We start from the raw sequence: 16,777 nt of genomic DNA, 5'->3' as shown, positions 1-16,777 counted from the left end.
TCACGCCGATTTCATCGGTGGTCCCGCGTGTTCCGCTGCCGCACCATGAGCGGAAATCGGTGACGGGAGAGTGCAGTGACAGAGTCGAAAGGGGCGACGAGCTGGGTATCCCGGCTCGGGACCGATTGGTGGGCAACGATTCTCGGCCTTGCGGTGACAGCGCTGGCAGTGGCCGGCGTGTTGCCGAAGATCGTGTGGTGACGCGGTGAGCGTGGAGACTGCCGGCCTGGCCGACCAGTTGGAACCGGCGCCCGAGGACGATACCGAAGAGCGCACCGGTGCCCGGCGGTTCCTCGATTACCTGCCCGGCCTGCTGCTGCTGACAGCGGTGGGCCTGGCCGGCAAGTACGCCGAAGTCGGCTGGCTGGCCCTGGCCAAGCACGAGCACTGGCGCGTGCCCGATATCGAATATGTGCTGTGGGCCATCGCTTTCGGGTTGGTGATCACCAATACCGTTGGTCTGCACCGGATCTTCCGACCCGGTGTCGGCACGTACGAGTTCTGGCTCAAGATCGGCATCGTCCTGCTGGGCGCGCGGTTCGTCCTCGGTGACGTCCTCAAGCTCGGCGCCACCAGCCTGCTGCAGATCCTGATCGACATGACCGTCGCGGGCGCCATCATCATCGCCGCGGCCCGGTGGTTCAGCCTGTCGGGCAAGCTCGGCTCACTGTTGGCCATCGGAACATCGATCTGCGGGGTGTCGGCCATCATCGCGGCCAAGGGCGCCATCCGGGCGCGCAACTCCGACGTCAGCTATGCGATCGCGTCGATCCTGGCGCTCGGTGCCGTCGCGCTGTTCGTGCTGCCGCCGCTCGGCCACGCCATCGGCCTCACCGACCACGAATTCGGGCTGTGGGCCGGCCTCGCGGTGGACAACACCGCCGAGACCACGGCCACCGGCTACCTCTTCTCCGACGAGGCCGGCAAGACCGCAGTCCTGGTGAAGTCGGTGCGCAACGCGCTCATCGGCTTCGTCGTCCTCGGCTTCGCGATCTACTGGGCCGCCAGGGGAGAGGCCGACGCCGTTGCCTCCGGCGTGCGTGCCAAGTCCGCGTTCGTCTGGCAGAAGTTCCCGAAGTTCGTGCTCGGCTTCCTGGCGGTCTCGGCCGTCGTCACCGCCGGGCTGCTGAGCAAGGGACAGGTGGCCAACCTCGGTGCCGTCTCCAAATGGGCGTTCCTGCTGACCTTCGCCGGCGTGGGGCTGTCCACCGACTTCCGGCAGATCGCGCGCACAGGCTGGCGGCCACTCGTCGTCGCGGTGATCGGTCTGGTCGTGGTGGCTACGGTGTCGTTGGCTTTGGTGCTGCTGACGTCGCGGGTGCTGGGCTGGGGTGTCGTCGGCTGACCGACCCCACGAGATCGACGAAATGGTCGCTGCCAACGAATGGCAGCGACCATTTCGTCTGTTTCGGGGGTGGATTGAGCAGCGATTTGGAGCGTTATGGCTGCTCGCCTAGTATGTAGGGGTTGCCCAGGGCAGACCCCGGTCATCACGTGGCTTTGCGTGCCCTTGGACAACAAGACCGCGCACGTCCAGGTCGGTATCTGGCGTGCATACAAAACCCAGGTCAGGAGATCGAGTGATTCAGCAGGAATCGCGACTCAAGGTCGCCGACAACACGGGCGCAAAGGAAATCCTTTGCATCCGCGTGCTCGGTGGCTCGTCGCGGCGCTACGCCGGCATCGGCGACATCATCGTGGCGACCGTCAAGGACGCCATCCCGGGCGGCAACGTCAAGCGTGGTGACGTGGTCAAGGCCGTCGTCGTGCGCACCGTGAAGGAGCGCCGCCGGCCGGACGGCAGCTACATCAAGTTCGACGAGAACGCCGCCGTCATCATCAAGAACGACAATGACCCCCGCGGTACCCGCATCTTCGGGCCGGTCGGTCGCGAACTGCGCGAGAAGAAGTTCATGAAGATCGTCTCGCTGGCCCCGGAGGTTTTGTGATGAAGGTGCACAAGGGCGACACCGTGCTGGTCATCGCCGGCAAGGACAAGGGTGCCAAGGGCAAGGTCATCGAGGCCTACCCGACCCGCAACAAGGTGCTCGTTGAGGGCGTCAACCGGATCAAGAAGCACACTGCGCAGTCTCAGAACGAGCGCGGTGCATCGTCGGGTGGCATCGTCACCCAGGAGGCGCCGATCCACGTTTCGAACGTGATGGTGGTCGACTCCGACGGCAACGCGACCCGCATCGGCTACCGCGTCGATGAGGAGAGCGGCAAGAAGGTCCGTATCTCGAAGCGCAACGGCAAGGACATCTGAGATGACCACAGTGGAAAAGACTCAGCCCCGGCTGAAGACGCGCTACCGCGAAGAGATCCGCGACGCGCTCAACAACGAATTCAACTACGCCAACGTCATGCAGATCCCCGGCGTGGTCAAGGTTGTCGTCAACATGGGTGTCGGTGACGCCGCTCGCGACGCCAAGCTGATCAACGGCGCGGTCAACGACCTGACGCTGATCACCGGTCAGAAGCCGGAAATCCGCAAGGCCCGCAAGTCCATCGCGCAGTTCAAGCTGCGTGAGGGCATGCCGATCGGCTGCCGCGTCACCCTCCGTGGCGACCGCATGTGGGAGTTCCTGGACCGCCTGATCTCCATCGCACTGCCCCGTATTCGCGACTTCCGCGGTCTGTCGGCCAAGCAGTTCGACGGCAGCGGCAACTACACCTTCGGCCTCAACGAGCAGTCGATGTTCCACGAGATCGACGTCGACTCGATCGACCGCCCCCGCGGCATGGACATCACGGTCGTCACCTCGGCCACCACTGACGACGAAGGCCGTGCGTTGCTGCGGGCCCTGGGCTTCCCGTTCAAGGAGAACTGACAATGGCAAAGAAGGCTCTGGTCAACAAGGCCAACAAGAAGCCGAAGTTCGCAGTGCGTGGCTACACCCGCTGCAACCGGTGCGGCCGCCCGCACTCGGTGTTCCGCAAGTTCGGCCTGTGCCGAATCTGCCTGCGGGAGATGGCCCACGCCGGCGAGCTGCCCGGCGTGCAGAAGTCCAGCTGGTGACTCTGCCCGTCTCATGACGCTGTAGAAAGCCGCCCCGGTCCTCGTGACCGGGGCGGCTTTTGCGTTCTGCTCGTCGCATGTGCCCCCACATCGCGTCGCGAGTCGGTCTTGCGACGGACGTTGCGCGCCCGTGCAGACAGCGGCCCGGCTCGAGAAAATACGTAGCTTCAATTCCGAGGCACTGGCAGCCATGGTGATTGAAGCGAGGGACGTTTTCGGGCCGTCGGACGTCCCTGAGTGCAAAAACCGCAAGCACGTTGCCCCACGATTGAACTCACGTACTTGCTAAGCGGATCTGTGATTCGTGTGCAGGCCAGGCACACCCGCAAATGCCGTGAATGAGAATGTGCGGGGAAATCGCCAGAGTCTGCGCGGCAATCCACCGGTCCGGTCGCATATTTGTCACTGCAAGCCCTGCCTTGGACGATTTGGCCCTGAGCTGCGCATTGTCTACACTGGGCAGGTTGCCATGGGCGTTTTCGTCCAATGGCCGATCGGTATGTGCCTTCTGAAGCTGGATTGCACTACCGATGCACGGCCCCTGACCGCACTCGGTCAGATAAGGGAAAACACTTCGTAGCAGGCCCACGACGTGACGTGCCGAGCCACCGAGAGGTGGGACCAGCACGGGCGTGATGTATGGGAAACCGCAGCGAGAAAGGTTGATCAACGCTGTCATGACAATGACGGATCCGATCGCAGACTTCTTGACACGTCTGCGCAACGCCAACTCGGCGTACCACGACCAGGTGACCCTGCCCCATTCGAAGATCAAGGCGAACATCGCCGAGATCCTCAAGAAGGAGGGTTACATCACTGACTACCGCACCGAGGACGCCCGCGTGGGCAAGAACCTCGTTGTGTCCCTCAAGTACGGCCCGAGCCGCGAGCGCAGCATCGCCGGCCTCCGCCGGGTGTCCAAGCCCGGTCTGCGGGTGTACGCGAAATCCACCAACCTGCCGCGGGTTCTCGGTGGCCTTGGCGTGGCGATCATCTCCACGTCCACTGGCCTGCTCACCGACCGCCAGGCAGCTCGACAAGGCGTGGGCGGCGAAGTCCTCGCTTACGTCTGGTAGGGGGCAGAAAACATGTCGCGTATTGGAAAGCAGCCGGTTCTCATTCCGGCCGGCGTCGATGTGACCATCGACGGCCAGAACGTCGCGGTCAAGGGCCCCAAGGGCACCCTGACGCTGGATGTCGCTGAGCCCATCGAGGTGGCGCGCAACGACGAGGGCGCCGTTGTGGTGACCCGTCCGAACGACGAGCGTCGTAACCGCTCGCTGCACGGGCTGTCCCGCACCCTGATCGCCAACCTGGTGACCGGTGTGACCCAGGGTTACACCACCAAGATGGAGATCTTCGGCGTCGGTTACCGCGTGCAGGCCAAGGGCTCGAACCTGGAATTCGCGCTCGGCTACAGCCACCCGGTGCTGATCGAAGCCCCTGAGGGCATCACGTTCGCTGTCGAGACCCCGACGAAGTTCTCGGTGTCCGGCATCGACAAGCAGAAAGTCGGCCAGATCTCGGCAGTCATCCGCCGCCTGCGTCGCCCCGACCCGTACAAGGGCAAGGGCATTCGCTACGAGGGTGAGCAGATCCGCCGCAAGGTCGGAAAGACAGGTAAGTAGCAATGGCCAACACTGAGACCGACAAGCGTAAGCCGTTGGGCCAGAACATTTCTGAGACCCGTCGGGTGGCGCGTCTGCGTCGTCACGCCCGTCTGCGCAAGAAGGTCGCCGGCACGTCCGAGCGTCCGCGCCTGATGGTCAACCGCTCCTCGCGGCACATCCACGTCCAGGTGATCGACGACCTGACCGGCACCACGCTGGCCGCCGCGTCCTCGATCGAGGCTGACGTGCGGGCCGTCGACGGCGACAAGAAGGCCGTCAGCGCCCGGGTGGGTCAGCTGATCGCCGAGCGCGCCAAGGCTGCCGGCATCGCCGAGGTGGTGTTCGACCGCGGTGGGTACACCTACGGTGGCCGGATCGCCGCTCTCGCCGACGCCGCGCGCGAAAGCGGGTTGACGTTCTGATGACTTACTTGAAAATCACCGGAAGGACTGCATGATGGCCGACCAGGCTGGCGCCGGTTCGGCGCAGGACAATCGCGGTGGCCGCGGAGATCGTGGCGGCCGCGGCCGTGACGACCGTGGTGGCCGTGGCCGCGGCGACGACCGTGGTGAGAAGAGCAACTACATCGAGCGCGTTGTCACCATCAACCGCGTTTCGAAGGTGGTCAAGGGTGGACGGCGCTTCAGCTTCACCGCCCTGGTCATCGTCGGCGACGGCCACGGCATGGTGGGCGTCGGCTACGGCAAGGCCAAGGAAGTTCCGGCCGCCATTGCCAAGGGTGTCGAGGAAGCTCGCAAGAGCTTCTTCCGGGTCCCTCTGATCGGCGCCACCATCGTCCACCCGGTTCAGGGTGAGGCCGCTGCCGGTGTCGTGATGCTGCGTCCGGCCAGCCCGGGTACCGGTGTCATCGCTGGTGGCGCGTGCCGCGCGGTGCTGGAATGCGCCGGTGTGCACGATGTCCTCGCCAAGTCGCTGGGCAGCGACAACGCGATCAACGTGGTGCACGCCACCGTTGCCGCGTTGAAGATGATTCAGCGCCCCGAGGAAGTGGCAGCCCGTCGTGGCCTGCCCATCGAAGATGTTGCGCCGGCCGGCATGCTGCGGGCCCGACGTGAGGCAGAAGCGCTGGCCGCATCGGCAGCGCGTGAAGGATCGGCATAAACATGGCTGAACTGAAGATCACCCAGGTGCGTGGCACCGTGGGTGCCCGGTGGAAGCAGCGCGAAAGCCTGCGGACACTGGGACTGCGCAAGATCCGCCAGTCCGTCGTTCGCGAGGACAACGCGCAGACCCGTGGTCTGCTCGCGGTGGTCAACCATCTCGTCACCGTTGAGGAGGCGTAATGAGTGTCATCAAGCTGCACGACCTGAAGCCTGCCGCGGGGTCCAAGAAGGCCAAGACCCGTGTCGGTCGTGGTGAGGGCTCCAAGGGTAAGACCGCTGGTCGCGGTACCAAGGGCACCAAGGCCCGCAAGAACGTCCCCGTGACGTTCGAGGGTGGCCAGATGCCGATCCACATGCGTCTGCCGAAGCTCAAGGGCTTCCGCAACCGCTTCCGCACGGAGTACGCGGTGGTGAACGTCGGCGACCTCGCCAAGGCGTTCCCGCAGGGCGGCACCGTCGGTGTGGACGAGCTGGTGGCCGCGGGCCTGGTTCGCAAGAACACCCTGGTCAAGGTGCTCGGCGACGGCAAGCTGGCCGTCAAGGTCGACGTCACTGCCAACAAGTTCAGCGGTAGCGCCCGTGAGGCGATCACCGCTGCCGGTGGTAGCACGACCGAGCTCTGATTGCTCTACAGAGAAGGGCCTCCGCTTCGGCGGGGGCCCTTCTTTTTGCGTTGATCCTGTGCTGAGGGTGGGCGCCACTCGAAATTCTGCGCAATGAGTTCAGGGTCAACGCAGACTACGTCTGCATCCGGGCGCCGAGGACGTCGTGGAAGAGCGCCTGGCGTAAGGCCAGTTCGCGGGGATCGCTGACTAGATGGAAGCCCAGCCGGTTCATCACGTAGCCGAAACCGATGCCGGTGTCGGGGTCCGCGAAACCGAACGAGCCACCGAACCCGGGCGTGCCGAACGCTTTTCCCGAAGTACCGAAGGCGAACGTCGGGACGGGTTTGCACAAGCCGAGTGCGTAGGCGATCTCCGCGCGCATCACCTTGTCGCGGGTACCACCTGACGGGTTGCGTGGCGGCGCGGTCAACGCATCGAAAGCTTCTGGGGTGAAACCTATTTCGGTCCCACCCACCGCTGCGGCTCCGTAGAGGTGGGCCAGGGCGCGGGCCGTCCCGGTGCCGTTGGCGGACGGAATCTCGACGCGGCGCACCCGGTCGGTGTTGTAGTCGCCGGCGTAGGGATCGATGTCGGCGGGGATGGCTGCGGTCCTGGCCAACAGTCCCCGTGGATTGAGGCTGCCGATCAGGAAACCGGCGGGCATGACATCGAGATGCTTCAGCGACTCGTACCGCTGCCAGTGGTGCAGCGTCGCAAGCCGGCCGCGGTCGATGGAGTCCGGCAGGCCGATGTACAGGTCGGCGCCCAACGGCCCGGTGATCTCGTCGGCCAGATACCGCCCGAGCGTGCGGCCGTCGGTACGGCGGATCAGCTCGGACTCGTACCAGCCGATGGTGATGGCGTGATACCCGTGCCGGGTGCCGGGCGTCCACGCGGGTTTCTGCGCCGCGAGGATCGCGGAGAGCCGCACCGGGTCGGCGATATCGGACAGCAGGGGATTGGGGGTCAGGACGCACAGTCCGGCCTGGTGCGCCAGCAGTTGACGGACGGTGATCTCGCCCTTGTCCTGCGCGGCGAATTCGGGCCAGTATTCGGCGACCCGCTCGTCGTAGTCGAACAGCCCCTTCGACACCGCGTGCGCAACGGCAAGGGCCGCAACGCCTTTCGTTGAAGAGAACATATTGACCATGGTGTCGGCCTGCCACGGCGCCTTGCTGATGCCGTCGCGGTAGCCGCCCCACATGTCGACGACCTTGCGGCCGTCGCGGTAGACGCACAGCGCCGCACCGACCTCGCTGCCGGCCGCGAAGTTGGCCCGGAACGCGTCGGCGACCTTGCCGTAGCCCTCGTCCGCATCGCCGTGGACCAGATCGGGGGAGACGGAGACTTTCAGCACCATGGGCGTGATTCTGTAACGGTTCCGCTATCTGCAGGCCGAAACTCGTGGAATCGGGTCAGCCCGGCCCCGCGGAGATTCCAGGCAGGGCGTCGTCGCCGTACAAGCCGCCCAAGAAGCCACCGTAACCGTAGCCGTATCCCCGGCGGGGCCCGTAGTACGGGACGAGGTCGGTGAAGTCGTCCTGCGGTGCCGACCCACACGCGCTATTGGGCCCGAGTCCGCCGCCGAATTGGCAGTCGGACTGCGCGCCGGCGGGCGCCGCGCCGACCACCGACGCCGCGGCGGTCAGTATCAACAGGGCGGCAATGCGTTTGAGCGCTACCATGCTTGGCTCCTGGCCGGCGGGAAATGCTCTACACCTAATGCTGACACGTCAACGGCGAATTGGTGCCGGTTCCGCGACCCATTCGACCGGCTCGGCGAGTGGGTACGCTCGGAACATGTTTGCTTTCCGGCCCAGCCTGCCCGGTCTACCCGGCCCCGATGAGTTGCGTGCCCTTGTCCGCAAGGTCGACACCGTGCGTCACCACGGCGTACCGAACGGCTGCGTGCTGGAACTCGACCTGCAGGCCGTGCCGCCAGAGACCGCCGGCTTTGACCCGGTCGCGTTCGTCATGGGCAATTCCCGGCCGCTGGTGCTGCGCGATGCCGTCGCCGCCATCCACCGCGCGGCCGACGACAAGCGCGTGGCCGGGCTGATTGCCCGCGTCCAATTGCCCGCTGCCGCAGCGGGTCCGGTGCAGGAGCTGCGCGACGCCATCGCCGCGTTCAGTGCCGTCAAGCCATCCATCGCGTGGGCCGAGACATACCCCGGCACCATGTCGTACTACCTGGCCTCGGCGTTCCGGGAAGTCTGGATGCAGCCCTCGGGCACGGTCGGGCTGGTGGGCTTCGCGACCAACGCGCTGTTCCTGCGGGACGCGTTCGACAAGGCCGGCATCGAGGCGCAGTTCGTCGCGCGCGGTGAGTACAAGTCGGCGGCCAACATGTTCACGCAGGACCGCTACACCGATCCACACCGCGAGGCCGACGCAAGGCTCATCGAGAGCCTGCATGCCCAGGTGCTCGCCGCCATCGCCGCGTCCCGCGGTGTCGACGCCGGCGAACTCGACACCCTGGTCGACCGGGCGCCGCTGCTTCGTGACGACGCGCTGGCCGCCAAGCTGGTGGACCGCATCGGTTTCCGCGATGAGGCCTATGCCCGGGTCAGCGAATTGCTCGGGGGCACAGCGGAAGCCGACGGCAAGGACGCCTCGCCGCGGCTGTTCCTGTCCCGGTACGCCAAGGCCACCGCGGGTCACAGCCTGCCCGAGGTACCGCCGCTGCCGGGGGTCAAGCACAAGCCGACCATTGCCGTCGTCACCATGGCCGGGCCAATCGTCAGCGGTCGCGGCGGCCCCAGCGCCTTCCCGCCTGGTCCGTCGAGCGTGGGCGGCGACACCATCGCCGCGGCTCTGCGCGAGGCAGCTGCCGATGACGACGTCGCGGCCGTCGTACTCCGGGTGGACAGCCCAGGCGGCGCGGTCACGGGTTCGGAGACCATCTGGCGCGAGGTGGCCCGGCTGCGCGAGGCGGGTAAACCTGTCGTCGCATCGATGGGTGCGGTCGCCGCGTCGGGCGGTTACTACGTGTCGATGGCGGCCGACCACATCGTCGCCAACGCTGGCACCATCACCGGATCCATCGGCGTGGTGACGGGCAAGCTGGTCACACGGGGGCTGAAGGAACGGCTCGGTGTCGGCTCAGATTCAGTGCGTACCAACGAGAATGCCGACGCGTGGTCGGCGAACCAGCCCTTCACCGAGGCTCAGCACGCACATGTGGTGGCCGAGGCCGACCTGTTCTACACCGATTTCGTGGCACGCGTCGCCGACGGCCGTAACCTGCCGGTCGAGGCCGTCGAGCAGGTGGCGCGCGGCCGCGTCTGGACCGGTGCCGACGCGCTGGAGCACGGCCTGGTCGACGAACTCGGCGGTCTGCGGACCGCCGTGCGCCGCGCCAAGGTGCTGGCCGGCATCGATGTTGAAGCTCCGGTCCGAACCGTCAACTACCCGGGCTCGTCGTTGCTCGATCACGTACGGCCCAAGGCCTCCTCGCAACCGGCCGCGGCGTCGTTGCCCGACGCGGTGGCCGCGGTGGCCGCGGTGCTCGGTCGCTCACTGGTCGGTGCGCTCGGCCAGGCGGAGCGATCGCTGACCGGGGTCAGCGCGCTCTGGCTGGGGGACTACCGCTTCTGACGGACGGCCTGCTCAGCCGAGAGTGCCGTTGATGTAGATGATCTCGCGCATGGGGTCGACGTCCCCGAGGTCTGCGGCGGTCAAACCGTACCGGGCGTAGAGATCAGCCCGACCGATGCCGGTCATCTGCCAGCCCTTGGCGGTCAGATAGTCTGCAGCGGAATGCCTTTCACCGTGGTAGACCAGTGACGGCATGTCCATGTTCAAGCCGAGTTGCTGGAACCCCGCGGCAGCTTCACGTGCGCGGTCAGGGTCCAAATCCTTGAGCCCGGGCACGAATTCGGTGGCCACTGCACTGCCGGGTGCACTGAGCTCGTGGATGTTGTCGAACAGCGTGTCCTGGGCTTCCGGTGGCAGGTAGATCAGCAGACCTTCGGCCAGCCAGGCCGTCGGCAGGCTGGGGTCGAAGCCGGCCGCCCGCAACGCTGCCGGCCAGTCCTCGCGCAGATCGATCGGCACGGTCCGGCGCCGCGCCGTCGGCTCCGCGCCGAGGCCGGCCAGGGTACGGGTCTTGAACTCGATGACCTCGGGCTGGTCGATCTCGTAGACCACCGTGCCGGCGGGCCACGGCAGCCGGTAGGCGCGTGAGTCCAGCCCGGAGGCCAGGATGACGGCCTGCCGGATGCCGCCGTCGGCCGCCGTCGCGAAGTAGTCGTCGAAAAACCTGGTCCGAACGGCCATTTCGTCGATGTTGGCGCGGGCCCGCAACGCCGCGTCCGGGGCGATGGCGTCGAGCACGGACAGATCCAGTTCACCGTCGACCATCCTGGTGAACGCCTCGATCCCGACGGCGCGCACCAGCGGCGCCGCGAACGGATCGTCGATCAAACCGTGCGGATGGGTGCTGGCGATCGCGCGCCCGGTCGCGACCAGCGTGGCCGTCGCGCCCACGCTCGACGCCAGATCCCAGCTGTCCCCGTGTGTCCGTGCCATTGTGGTTATGCCTTCTCGCCCAGGACTGCGCGGACGTACTTCAGCTGGGTCCAGGCCCGGGACAGGTCGTCGTCCGGGTACTGGAAACCGTTGTCGGCGTGCGCTTCTTCGACAGACCGCGCGGTGACGTCCCAGCCGAGGCGGGTCAGATAGTCGGTGACGTGGTTGCGGTCGCCCTGGTAGATAAGGTCGGCCATCTCGATGTTCGAACCGAGCGCCTTCATCCGCTCGCGCATCGCCTGCATGCGCTCGTCGTCGAAGGCGCTGCTCAGGTCGCCGATGTGCTCGGTAGCCACGAAGCTACCCGGTGCCGAGAGCGCGGTGATGTTGTCGAACAACCGATCCTGGGCCTCCGGCGGCAGGTAGATGAGCAGCCCTTCGGCGATCCAGGCGGTGGGCGCCGCGGGATCGAAACCGTTGTCGCGCAGTGCCTGCATCCAGTCGTCGCGCAGGTCGACGGCGACGGTGCGCCGGGTCGCCGTGGGGGCGGCGCCCAGCTCGGCCAGCGTCGTGGACTTGAACTCGATGACCTCGGGCTGATCCACCTCGAAAACGACGGTGCCATCGGGCCACGGCAGCCGGTAGGCGCGCGCGTCCAGGCCGGCGGCCAGGATCACCGCTTGCCGTACGCCTGCGGCGGCGGCGTCGAGGAACAACTGGTCGAACCAGCGGGTGCGCACCGTCATGCCCTCGGCCGCGCGGCGCGGGGTGAATGCCGGGTTCACGTCACCGAGGTCGATGTCACCGTCGAGCGCCTTGGTGAAGAAGTCCAGTCCGACGGCCCGGACCAGTGGCTCGGCGTACGGGTCGTCGATCAACCGCTCGCGGTGGGCGAGGGCGCGCTGGCCCGCAACCATGGTGGCGGTGGCCCCGACGCTGGAGGCCAGGTCCCAGGAATCTCCGTCAGTTCGTGTCATTGCGGTGTAGCTCCTAGTTCTTGATGGCCGTCACGGACAGTGAATTGCGCAGTGCCGCAGTGTCTTCGGTCTCGGCGAGGGGTCGGCCGTACTCCGCGAACACTTCGAGGCGTGGGCGGGCCGTGGTATTCCAGCCGCTCGCGTCGAGGTGCTCGACCACCGAGGTGCGGTCGCCTTGGTACCAGAGGTCGGTCAGGTTCAGGTCCAGGCCCGCGCCACGCCACCGCTCGCTCATGGCCGCGCCGCGCTGGGCCATGCCGGCGCCGTGGTCGGTGTGGAACTCGGTGGCCAGCCGACTGCCCGGCGCCGACAGGGCGGTGATGTTGTCGAACAGCTTGTCCTGCGCTTCGGGCGGCAGGTAGATCAGCAGCCCCTCGGCGATCCAGGCCGTCGGCGCCGACGGATCGAACCCGGCGGCGCGCAGCGCGGCGGGCCAGTCGTCACGCAGATCGATGGCGACGGTGCGGCGTTCGCAGGTCGGCGTGGCGCCGATCTGCGCCATGGTCCCAGTTTTGGCGGTGATCACCTCGGGCTGGTCGATCTCGTAGACCACCGTGCCGTCGGGCCACGGCAGCCGATAGGCGCGCGAGTCGAGGCCGGCGGCCAGGATGACGGCCTGCCGGATTTCAACGGAATCGGTAGCTCCGGCCGAATCACCACCTCCGGTGGCAGTGGTGAAGAAGTCGTCGAAGAACTTCGTCCGCACCGCCATCAGGTTGGTCATCATGGCGGCGGCGGTCCCGACCTCGCCGCTGAGGTCGATCTGCCCGTCGATCAGTTTGATGAAGAACTCGACGCCGACGGCCCGCACCAGCGGATCGGCGTACGGATCGCGGACGAGCGGCTCCGCTTCCTTCGTCGCCAGAGCACGGCCGGTGGCCACCATGGTTGCGGTGGCGCCGACGCTCGAGGCCAGGTCCCAGGTGTCGCTGTCGGTGCGGGTCATCGGTTCACTCCTGTCAGGGGGTCAGCGCAGCGCTGTGACGTAGTCGACCTCGCCCATCGAGGGCTGGCCGTCCGGGTCGGGCTCGACGGCGGCAAGGCCGTTGCGGACCAGCAGTTCATTGGAGGTGACGACGGTGGTCTGCCAGCCGTGGCCCTGCAGGTAGGTGTCCACGTCGGCCCTGTCGCCGAGATAGACCAGATCGGCGAAGTCGAGTTCGAAGCCTTGCTCGCGCCAGTGCTCCGATGCCGCCTTCATCCGCTCCCGCACCGCGTCCTCGTCGAGGTCCGGTGTGCCCGGTACGCCTTCGGCGCCCATCCGGCTGCCCGGTGCGGACAGTTCGGAGATCTGGTCGAGCAACCGGTCTTGAGCCTCGGGCGGCAGGTAGCCGAACAGTCCTTCGGCGATCCAGGCGGTGGGTTTGGTGGGGTCCAGGCCCGCGGCGCGCAGCGCGGCCGGCCAGTCGTCGCGCAGGTCGATCGCCACCGTGCGCCGCTGCGTGGTCGGCGCCGCGCCCTGGTCCGAGAGGGTCTTCGACTTGAACTCGATGACATCGGGCTGGTCGATCTCGTAGACGACGGTGCCCGCCGGCCAGGACAAGCGGTAGGCCCGGGCGTCGAGTCCGGCGGCGAGGATGACGGCCTGCCGGATGCCGGCCTTGCCGGCGTCGTGGAAGAAGTCGTCGAAGAATCGGGTGCGGGCAGCCATCCCGTTGGTCAGCTGCGACATGGTCGGGCCGTACCCGGCGCCGAACTGCGTGGGATCGGTGGCGCCGTCGACGAGCTTGGTGAAGAAGTCGACCCCGACCGCGCGGACCAGGGGAGCGGCGAAGGGGTCGTCGATGATGGGGTCGTCGGCCCCGGTGGCGAGGGCGCGGGCGGCGGCCACCAGGGTCGCGGTCGCTCCCACGCTCGAGGCCAGGTCCCAGGTGTCGTTGTCAGTGCGTGCCATCGCGTCGTTCCTGTCGTGAGTTATCCGCAGAGTGGGGCGGTAGTTAGCTTGTGTAATAACCCTGGCGGCGACTGTACGCGTCGTTCCTGAACGCGGCAGAAATGCCGGGTCGCGGTAGGTTTCGACCGGTCTGGGCCGGGTAGTAAGGGGTCGGCGCCGTCCGGATGCGGGTCGTGGGGGCGGCAACTGTTATTCTCGGAGACTGATTTGACGGCGCGCCCAGGCAGGTCGAGTACCTGCTGTGGTCGTGCACGGACTTAACCAAACGCTGGACCTGACCAGCCCCATCAGCACACCGCGGCCAGAGCTCGGCTGCGCAGGAGGAAGAGTGCTTTCGGCTTTTATCTCGTCCATGCGGACGGCCGATCTGCGACGCAAGATCCTCTTCACGCTGGGTGTAGTCATCCTGTATCGGGCCGGTGCCGCACTGCCGTCCCCCGGGGTGAACTACCCGAACGTGCAGAAGTGCATCGAGCAGGTCAGCGGCGGTGACGCGGCCCAGGTCTACTCGCTGATCAACCTGTTCTCGGGCGGTGCGCTGCTGCACCTGTCGGTGCTGGCGGTGGGCGTCATGCCCTACATCACCGCGAGCATCATCGTGCAGCTGCTGGTCGTGGTCATCCCGCGCTTCGAACAGTTGCAGAAGGAAGGCCAGGCCGGCCAGGCCAAGATGACGCAGTACACGCGTTATCTCGCGATCGCACTGGCAGTTCTACAGGGCACCTCGATCGTCGCGATGGCCGCCAGCGGCAACCTGCTGCAGGGCTGCTCGCTGAACATCATCCAGGACCAGAGCATCTTCACCCTCGTGGTGATCGTGCTGGTCATGACCGCCGGCGCCGCCCTGGTCATGTGGATGGGCGAGCTCGTCACCGAGCGCGGCATCGGCAACGGCATGTCGCTGATGATCTTCGCCGGCATCGCCGCCCGCATCCCGTCCGAAGGCCAGTCCATCCTGGAGAGCCGTGGTGGCGTGGTGTTCACCGCGGTTCTGGTCTCAGCCCTGGTCATCATCGTCGGCGTCGTCTTCGTCGAGCAAGGCCAGCGCCGCATCCCGGTGCAGTACGCCAAGCGCATGGTGGGTCGCCGGATGTACGGCGGCACCTCGACCTATCTGCCACTCAAGGTCAACCAGGCGGGCGTCATCCCGGTCATCTTCGCCTCGTCGCTGATCTACATCCCGCACCTGATCACCCAGCTGGTCACCGCCGGCGATCCCAACGCCTCCAACGGCTGGTGGTCCAAGGCCGTCGCCAAGTACCTGACCAACCCGGCCGACCCGGTCTACGTCGCGATCTACTTCGGCTTGATCATCTTCTTCACGTACTTCTACGTATCCATCACGTTCAATCCCGACGAGCGGGCGGACGAGATGAAGAAGTTCGGTGGCTTCATCCCCGGCATTCGCCCGGGCAAGCCGACCGCCGACTACCTCCGCTTCGTGCTCAGCCGGATCACGCTGCCCGGCTCGATCTACCTCGGTTTGATCGCCGTGCTGCCTAATCTGTTCCTGCAGAGCGGCGGCAGCAGCGTGCAGAACCTGCCGTTCGGCGGTACGGCCGTGCTGATCATGATCGGTGTTGGTCTGGACACGGTGAAGCAAATCGAGAGCCAGCTCATGCAGCGCAACTACGAAGGGTTCCTCAAATGAGAATGGTTCTGCTGGGACCGCCGGGAGCAGGCAAGGGCACTCAGGCCGAGAAGCTGGCCGAGAAGTTCGGCATCCCGCAGATCTCTACGGGGGATCTGTTCCGTAGCAACATCAGCAAGGGCACGCCGCTCGGTGTTGAGGCCAAGAAGTACCTCGACGCTGGCGACCTGGTCCCCGCCGAGCTGACCAACGCACTGGTCGACGACCGTCTCGACGCCGACGACACCGCCGCCGGGTTCATCCTCGACGGCTTCCCCCGCTCGGTCGAGCAGGCCGTGGCGCTGCGCGACATGCTGGCCAAGCGCAATCTCAAGCTGGACGCGGTGCTGGAGTTCCGCGTGTCGGAGTCCGAGCTGCTGACCCGGCTGAAGAGCCGCGGCCGCGCCGACGACACCGAAGAGGTCATCCTCAACCGGATGAAGGTGTACCGGGACGAGACCGCCCCGCTGCTCGACTACTACCGCGACGAGCTCGTCTCGGTCGACGCTGTCGGCAGCCTGGACGAGGTGTTCGCCCGCGCGCTGCAGGCGCTGGGCAAGTAGCCGTCCGCGGGCTGAAGTCAGTAGTTTTCAATGATTGGTCTACCCCGACGTGGCCGCAAGGTCGTCCCCCAGCGGAGCTCCGGAGAATTGGACGCGATGGCGGCTGCCGGCTCGCTGGTGGCGGCAGCGCTGAAAGCGGTCAGTGAGGCCGCCGCGCCCGGGATGTCCACTCTCGAGTTGGACCAGATCGCCGAGTCTGTCATCCGCGATGGTGGCGGCATCCCGTCGTTCCTGGGCTATCACGGTTTCCCGGCGACCATCTGTGCGTCAGTCAACGACCGTGTGGTGCACGGGATTCCGACCGCCGACGAGGTGCTCGCCAGCGGCGACCTGGTGTCCATCGACTGCGGCGCCATCCTGGACGACTGGCACGGCGACTCCGCCGTGACGTTCGGTGTCGGTCCGCTGATCGACGCCGACCAGAAGCTGTCCGACGCCACCCGCGAGTCCATGGAGGCGGGTATCGCCGCCATGGTGCCCGGTAACCGGTTGACCGACGTCTCACATGCCATCGAGGTGGCGACTCACGCCGCCTCCGCCCGCTACGACCGCAAGTTCGGGATCGTCGCGGGCTACGGCGGCCACGGCATCGGGCAAGAGATGCATATGGACCCGTTCCTGCCCAACGAGGGATCGCCCGGCCGGGGTCCGTTCCTCGAGCCGGGTTCGGTGCTGGCAATCGAGCCGATGCTGACGTTGGGTACGTCGAAGACGGTAATTCTCGAAGATGAGTGGACGGTGGTTACCAAGGACGGCTCTCGTGCCGCGCACTGGGAGCACACCGTTGCTGTCACCGAGGATGGACCCCGAATCCTGACCCTGCTGCGCGACTGATCCAGTGAACCGGATCGCCCCTGATCTCGTGTCAATGACGGAGGTTGGTGC

At 66.5% G+C, this 16,777-nt stretch carries 22 protein-coding genes; 16 read left to right on the top strand and 6 right to left on the bottom strand.

Annotated features, from left to right (window positions below):
• Window positions 1-75 precede the first annotated feature (75 nt).
• The 12 genes from ACX12F_RS23170 to rplO all read left to right on the top strand — a co-directional run bounded on the left by ACX12F_RS23170 (window position 76) and on the right by rplO (window position 6,376).
• Window positions 76-201 carry a hypothetical protein gene (locus ACX12F_RS23170; RefSeq protein ID WP_459366652.1) on the top strand — a complete coding sequence of 42 codons (126 nt, stop codon included), beginning with the start codon at window positions 76-78 and terminating at the stop codon, window positions 199-201.
• 25 nt (window positions 202-226) lie between these two features.
• Window positions 227-1,345 (top strand): YeiH family protein, encoded by a 1,119-nt coding sequence (locus tag ACX12F_RS23165; RefSeq protein ID WP_459370470.1) that lies wholly within the window; start codon window positions 227-229, stop codon window positions 1,343-1,345.
• A gap of 235 nt (window positions 1,346-1,580) precedes the next feature.
• The gene (gene rplN / locus ACX12F_RS23160; protein WP_020101420.1) at window positions 1,581-1,949 is read left to right on the top strand and encodes a 50S ribosomal protein L14; all 369 of its coding nucleotides are present in this window, start codon (window positions 1,581-1,583) and stop codon (window positions 1,947-1,949) included.
• A complete protein-coding gene (gene rplX / locus ACX12F_RS23155; RefSeq protein ID WP_020101421.1) occupies window positions 1,949-2,266 on the top strand; it encodes a 50S ribosomal protein L24 in 318 nt (105 codons plus the stop codon). The genes rplN and rplX overlap by 1 nt, the downstream gene beginning before the upstream one ends.
• Window position 2,267: 1 nt before the next feature.
• Window positions 2,268-2,831 carry a 50S ribosomal protein L5 gene (gene rplE / locus ACX12F_RS23150; protein ID WP_138232192.1) on the top strand — a complete coding sequence of 188 codons (564 nt, stop codon included), beginning with the start codon at window positions 2,268-2,270 and terminating at the stop codon, window positions 2,829-2,831.
• Between the two features lie 2 nt (window positions 2,832-2,833).
• On the top strand, window positions 2,834-3,019 hold the full coding sequence (locus tag ACX12F_RS23145) for a type Z 30S ribosomal protein S14 (RefSeq protein ID WP_023955966.1): 186 nt from the start codon (window positions 2,834-2,836) through the stop codon (window positions 3,017-3,019).
• Between the two features lie 677 nt (window positions 3,020-3,696).
• Window positions 3,697-4,095 (top strand): 30S ribosomal protein S8, encoded by a 399-nt coding sequence (gene rpsH, locus ACX12F_RS23140; protein WP_138232191.1) that lies wholly within the window; start codon window positions 3,697-3,699, stop codon window positions 4,093-4,095.
• 12 nt (window positions 4,096-4,107) lie between these two features.
• Window positions 4,108-4,647 carry a 50S ribosomal protein L6 gene (gene rplF, locus ACX12F_RS23135; RefSeq protein WP_138232190.1) on the top strand — a complete coding sequence of 180 codons (540 nt, stop codon included), beginning with the start codon at window positions 4,108-4,110 and terminating at the stop codon, window positions 4,645-4,647.
• Window positions 4,648-4,649: 2 nt separating this feature from the next.
• Window positions 4,650-5,051 (top strand): 50S ribosomal protein L18, encoded by a 402-nt coding sequence (gene rplR, locus ACX12F_RS23130; RefSeq protein WP_459366651.1) that lies wholly within the window; start codon window positions 4,650-4,652, stop codon window positions 5,049-5,051.
• A gap of 34 nt (window positions 5,052-5,085) precedes the next feature.
• Window positions 5,086-5,751 carry a 30S ribosomal protein S5 gene (gene rpsE, locus ACX12F_RS23125; RefSeq protein ID WP_455980471.1) on the top strand — a complete coding sequence of 222 codons (666 nt, stop codon included), beginning with the start codon at window positions 5,086-5,088 and terminating at the stop codon, window positions 5,749-5,751.
• Window positions 5,752-5,753: 2 nt separating this feature from the next.
• Window positions 5,754-5,933 (top strand): 50S ribosomal protein L30, encoded by a 180-nt coding sequence (gene rpmD / locus ACX12F_RS23120; RefSeq protein ID WP_020101428.1) that lies wholly within the window; start codon window positions 5,754-5,756, stop codon window positions 5,931-5,933.
• Window positions 5,933-6,376, top strand: a complete 444-nt coding sequence (gene rplO / locus ACX12F_RS23115) for a 50S ribosomal protein L15 (protein ID WP_459366650.1) — start codon at window positions 5,933-5,935, stop codon at window positions 6,374-6,376. Before rpmD ends, rplO begins: the two co-directional genes overlap by 1 nt.
• Window positions 6,377-6,491: 115 nt before the next feature.
• Here rplO and ACX12F_RS23110 read toward each other — a convergent pair whose 3' ends face one another.
• Complete coding sequence (locus ACX12F_RS23110; RefSeq protein ID WP_459366649.1) at window positions 6,492-7,718, bottom strand: serine hydrolase domain-containing protein; 1,227 nt, start codon at window positions 7,716-7,718, stop codon at window positions 6,492-6,494.
• A 55-nt stretch (window positions 7,719-7,773) separates the two neighbouring features.
• Entirely contained in the window at window positions 7,774-8,043 is a 270-nt protein-coding gene (locus ACX12F_RS23105) for a hypothetical protein (RefSeq protein ID WP_459366648.1), read from the bottom strand.
• A 115-nt stretch (window positions 8,044-8,158) separates the two neighbouring features.
• On the opposite strand from ACX12F_RS23105, the gene sppA reads away from it, so the two are divergent.
• Window positions 8,159-9,955 (top strand): signal peptide peptidase SppA, encoded by a 1,797-nt coding sequence (gene sppA, locus ACX12F_RS23100; RefSeq protein ID WP_459366647.1) that lies wholly within the window; start codon window positions 8,159-8,161, stop codon window positions 9,953-9,955.
• A 12-nt stretch (window positions 9,956-9,967) separates the two neighbouring features.
• On the opposite strand, the gene ACX12F_RS23095 is transcribed toward sppA, so the two are convergent.
• The 4 genes from ACX12F_RS23095 to ACX12F_RS23080 are packed head-to-tail and all read right to left on the bottom strand — an operon-like array spanning window position 9,968 to window position 13,699.
• Entirely contained in the window at window positions 9,968-10,888 is a 921-nt protein-coding gene (locus ACX12F_RS23095) for a class I SAM-dependent methyltransferase (protein WP_459366646.1), read from the bottom strand.
• A 5-nt stretch (window positions 10,889-10,893) separates the two neighbouring features.
• Window positions 10,894-11,805, bottom strand: a complete 912-nt coding sequence (locus ACX12F_RS23090; protein WP_459366645.1) for a class I SAM-dependent methyltransferase — start codon at window positions 11,803-11,805, stop codon at window positions 10,894-10,896.
• A gap of 13 nt (window positions 11,806-11,818) precedes the next feature.
• A complete protein-coding gene (locus ACX12F_RS23085; protein ID WP_459366644.1) occupies window positions 11,819-12,751 on the bottom strand; it encodes a class I SAM-dependent methyltransferase in 933 nt (310 codons plus the stop codon).
• A gap of 21 nt (window positions 12,752-12,772) precedes the next feature.
• The gene (locus ACX12F_RS23080; RefSeq protein WP_459366643.1) at window positions 12,773-13,699 is read right to left on the bottom strand and encodes a class I SAM-dependent methyltransferase; all 927 of its coding nucleotides are present in this window, start codon (window positions 13,697-13,699) and stop codon (window positions 12,773-12,775) included.
• Between the two features lie 328 nt (window positions 13,700-14,027).
• Between ACX12F_RS23080 and secY the strand changes: the two genes are divergently transcribed.
• The 3 genes from secY to map are packed head-to-tail and all read left to right on the top strand — an operon-like array spanning window position 14,028 to window position 16,726.
• The gene (gene secY / locus ACX12F_RS23075; RefSeq protein WP_459366642.1) at window positions 14,028-15,350 is read left to right on the top strand and encodes a preprotein translocase subunit SecY; all 1,323 of its coding nucleotides are present in this window, start codon (window positions 14,028-14,030) and stop codon (window positions 15,348-15,350) included.
• On the top strand, window positions 15,347-15,892 hold the full coding sequence (locus ACX12F_RS23070) for an adenylate kinase (RefSeq protein ID WP_459366641.1): 546 nt from the start codon (window positions 15,347-15,349) through the stop codon (window positions 15,890-15,892). Before secY ends, ACX12F_RS23070 begins: the two co-directional genes overlap by 4 nt.
• A gap of 30 nt (window positions 15,893-15,922) precedes the next feature.
• A complete protein-coding gene (gene map / locus ACX12F_RS23065) occupies window positions 15,923-16,726 on the top strand; it encodes a type I methionyl aminopeptidase (RefSeq protein WP_459366640.1) in 804 nt (267 codons plus the stop codon).
• Window positions 16,727-16,777 lie beyond the last annotated feature (51 nt).

Source organism: Mycolicibacterium sp. HS_4_1 (assembly GCF_054515875.1).
The sequence above is the reverse complement of the archived record's forward strand: the minus strand, read 5'-3'. Positions and strand labels throughout refer to the sequence as shown.

What these genes read in the sequence shown, in the direction of transcription:
- ACX12F_RS23145 (WP_023955966.1), top strand. Translation starts at nt 2,834, where the DNA reads ATGGCAAAGAAGGCTCTGGTCAACAAGGCCAACAAGAAGCCGAAGTTC.
- sppA (WP_459366647.1), top strand. Translation starts at nt 8,159, where the DNA reads ATGTTTGCTTTCCGGCCCAGCCTGCCCGGTCTACCCGGCCCCGATGAG.
- ACX12F_RS23110 (WP_459366649.1), bottom strand. Translation starts at nt 7,718, where the DNA reads ATGGTGCTGAAAGTCTCCGTCTCCCCCGATCTGGTCCACGGCGATGCG.
- rplF (WP_138232190.1), top strand. Translation starts at nt 4,108, where the DNA reads ATGTCGCGTATTGGAAAGCAGCCGGTTCTCATTCCGGCCGGCGTCGAT.
- ACX12F_RS23090 (WP_459366645.1), bottom strand. Translation starts at nt 11,805, where the DNA reads ATGACACGAACTGACGGAGATTCCTGGGACCTGGCCTCCAGCGTCGGG.
- rpmD (WP_020101428.1), top strand. Translation starts at nt 5,754, where the DNA reads ATGGCTGAACTGAAGATCACCCAGGTGCGTGGCACCGTGGGTGCCCGG.
- rplE (WP_138232192.1), top strand. Translation starts at nt 2,268, where the DNA reads ATGACCACAGTGGAAAAGACTCAGCCCCGGCTGAAGACGCGCTACCGC.
- ACX12F_RS23105 (WP_459366648.1), bottom strand. Translation starts at nt 8,043, where the DNA reads ATGGTAGCGCTCAAACGCATTGCCGCCCTGTTGATACTGACCGCCGCG.
- rpsH (WP_138232191.1), top strand. Translation starts at nt 3,697, where the DNA reads ATGACAATGACGGATCCGATCGCAGACTTCTTGACACGTCTGCGCAAC.
- map (WP_459366640.1), top strand. Translation starts at nt 15,923, where the DNA reads ATGATTGGTCTACCCCGACGTGGCCGCAAGGTCGTCCCCCAGCGGAGC.
- ACX12F_RS23085 (WP_459366644.1), bottom strand. Translation starts at nt 12,751, where the DNA reads ATGACCCGCACCGACAGCGACACCTGGGACCTGGCCTCGAGCGTCGGC.
- rplR (WP_459366651.1), top strand. Translation starts at nt 4,650, where the DNA reads ATGGCCAACACTGAGACCGACAAGCGTAAGCCGTTGGGCCAGAACATT.
- ACX12F_RS23070 (WP_459366641.1), top strand. Translation starts at nt 15,347, where the DNA reads ATGAGAATGGTTCTGCTGGGACCGCCGGGAGCAGGCAAGGGCACTCAG.
- ACX12F_RS23080 (WP_459366643.1), bottom strand. Translation starts at nt 13,699, where the DNA reads ATGGCACGCACTGACAACGACACCTGGGACCTGGCCTCGAGCGTGGGA.
- rplX (WP_020101421.1), top strand. Translation starts at nt 1,949, where the DNA reads ATGAAGGTGCACAAGGGCGACACCGTGCTGGTCATCGCCGGCAAGGAC.
- ACX12F_RS23095 (WP_459366646.1), bottom strand. Translation starts at nt 10,888, where the DNA reads ATGGCACGGACACACGGGGACAGCTGGGATCTGGCGTCGAGCGTGGGC.
- rpsE (WP_455980471.1), top strand. Translation starts at nt 5,086, where the DNA reads ATGGCCGACCAGGCTGGCGCCGGTTCGGCGCAGGACAATCGCGGTGGC.
- rplO (WP_459366650.1), top strand. Translation starts at nt 5,933, where the DNA reads ATGAGTGTCATCAAGCTGCACGACCTGAAGCCTGCCGCGGGGTCCAAG.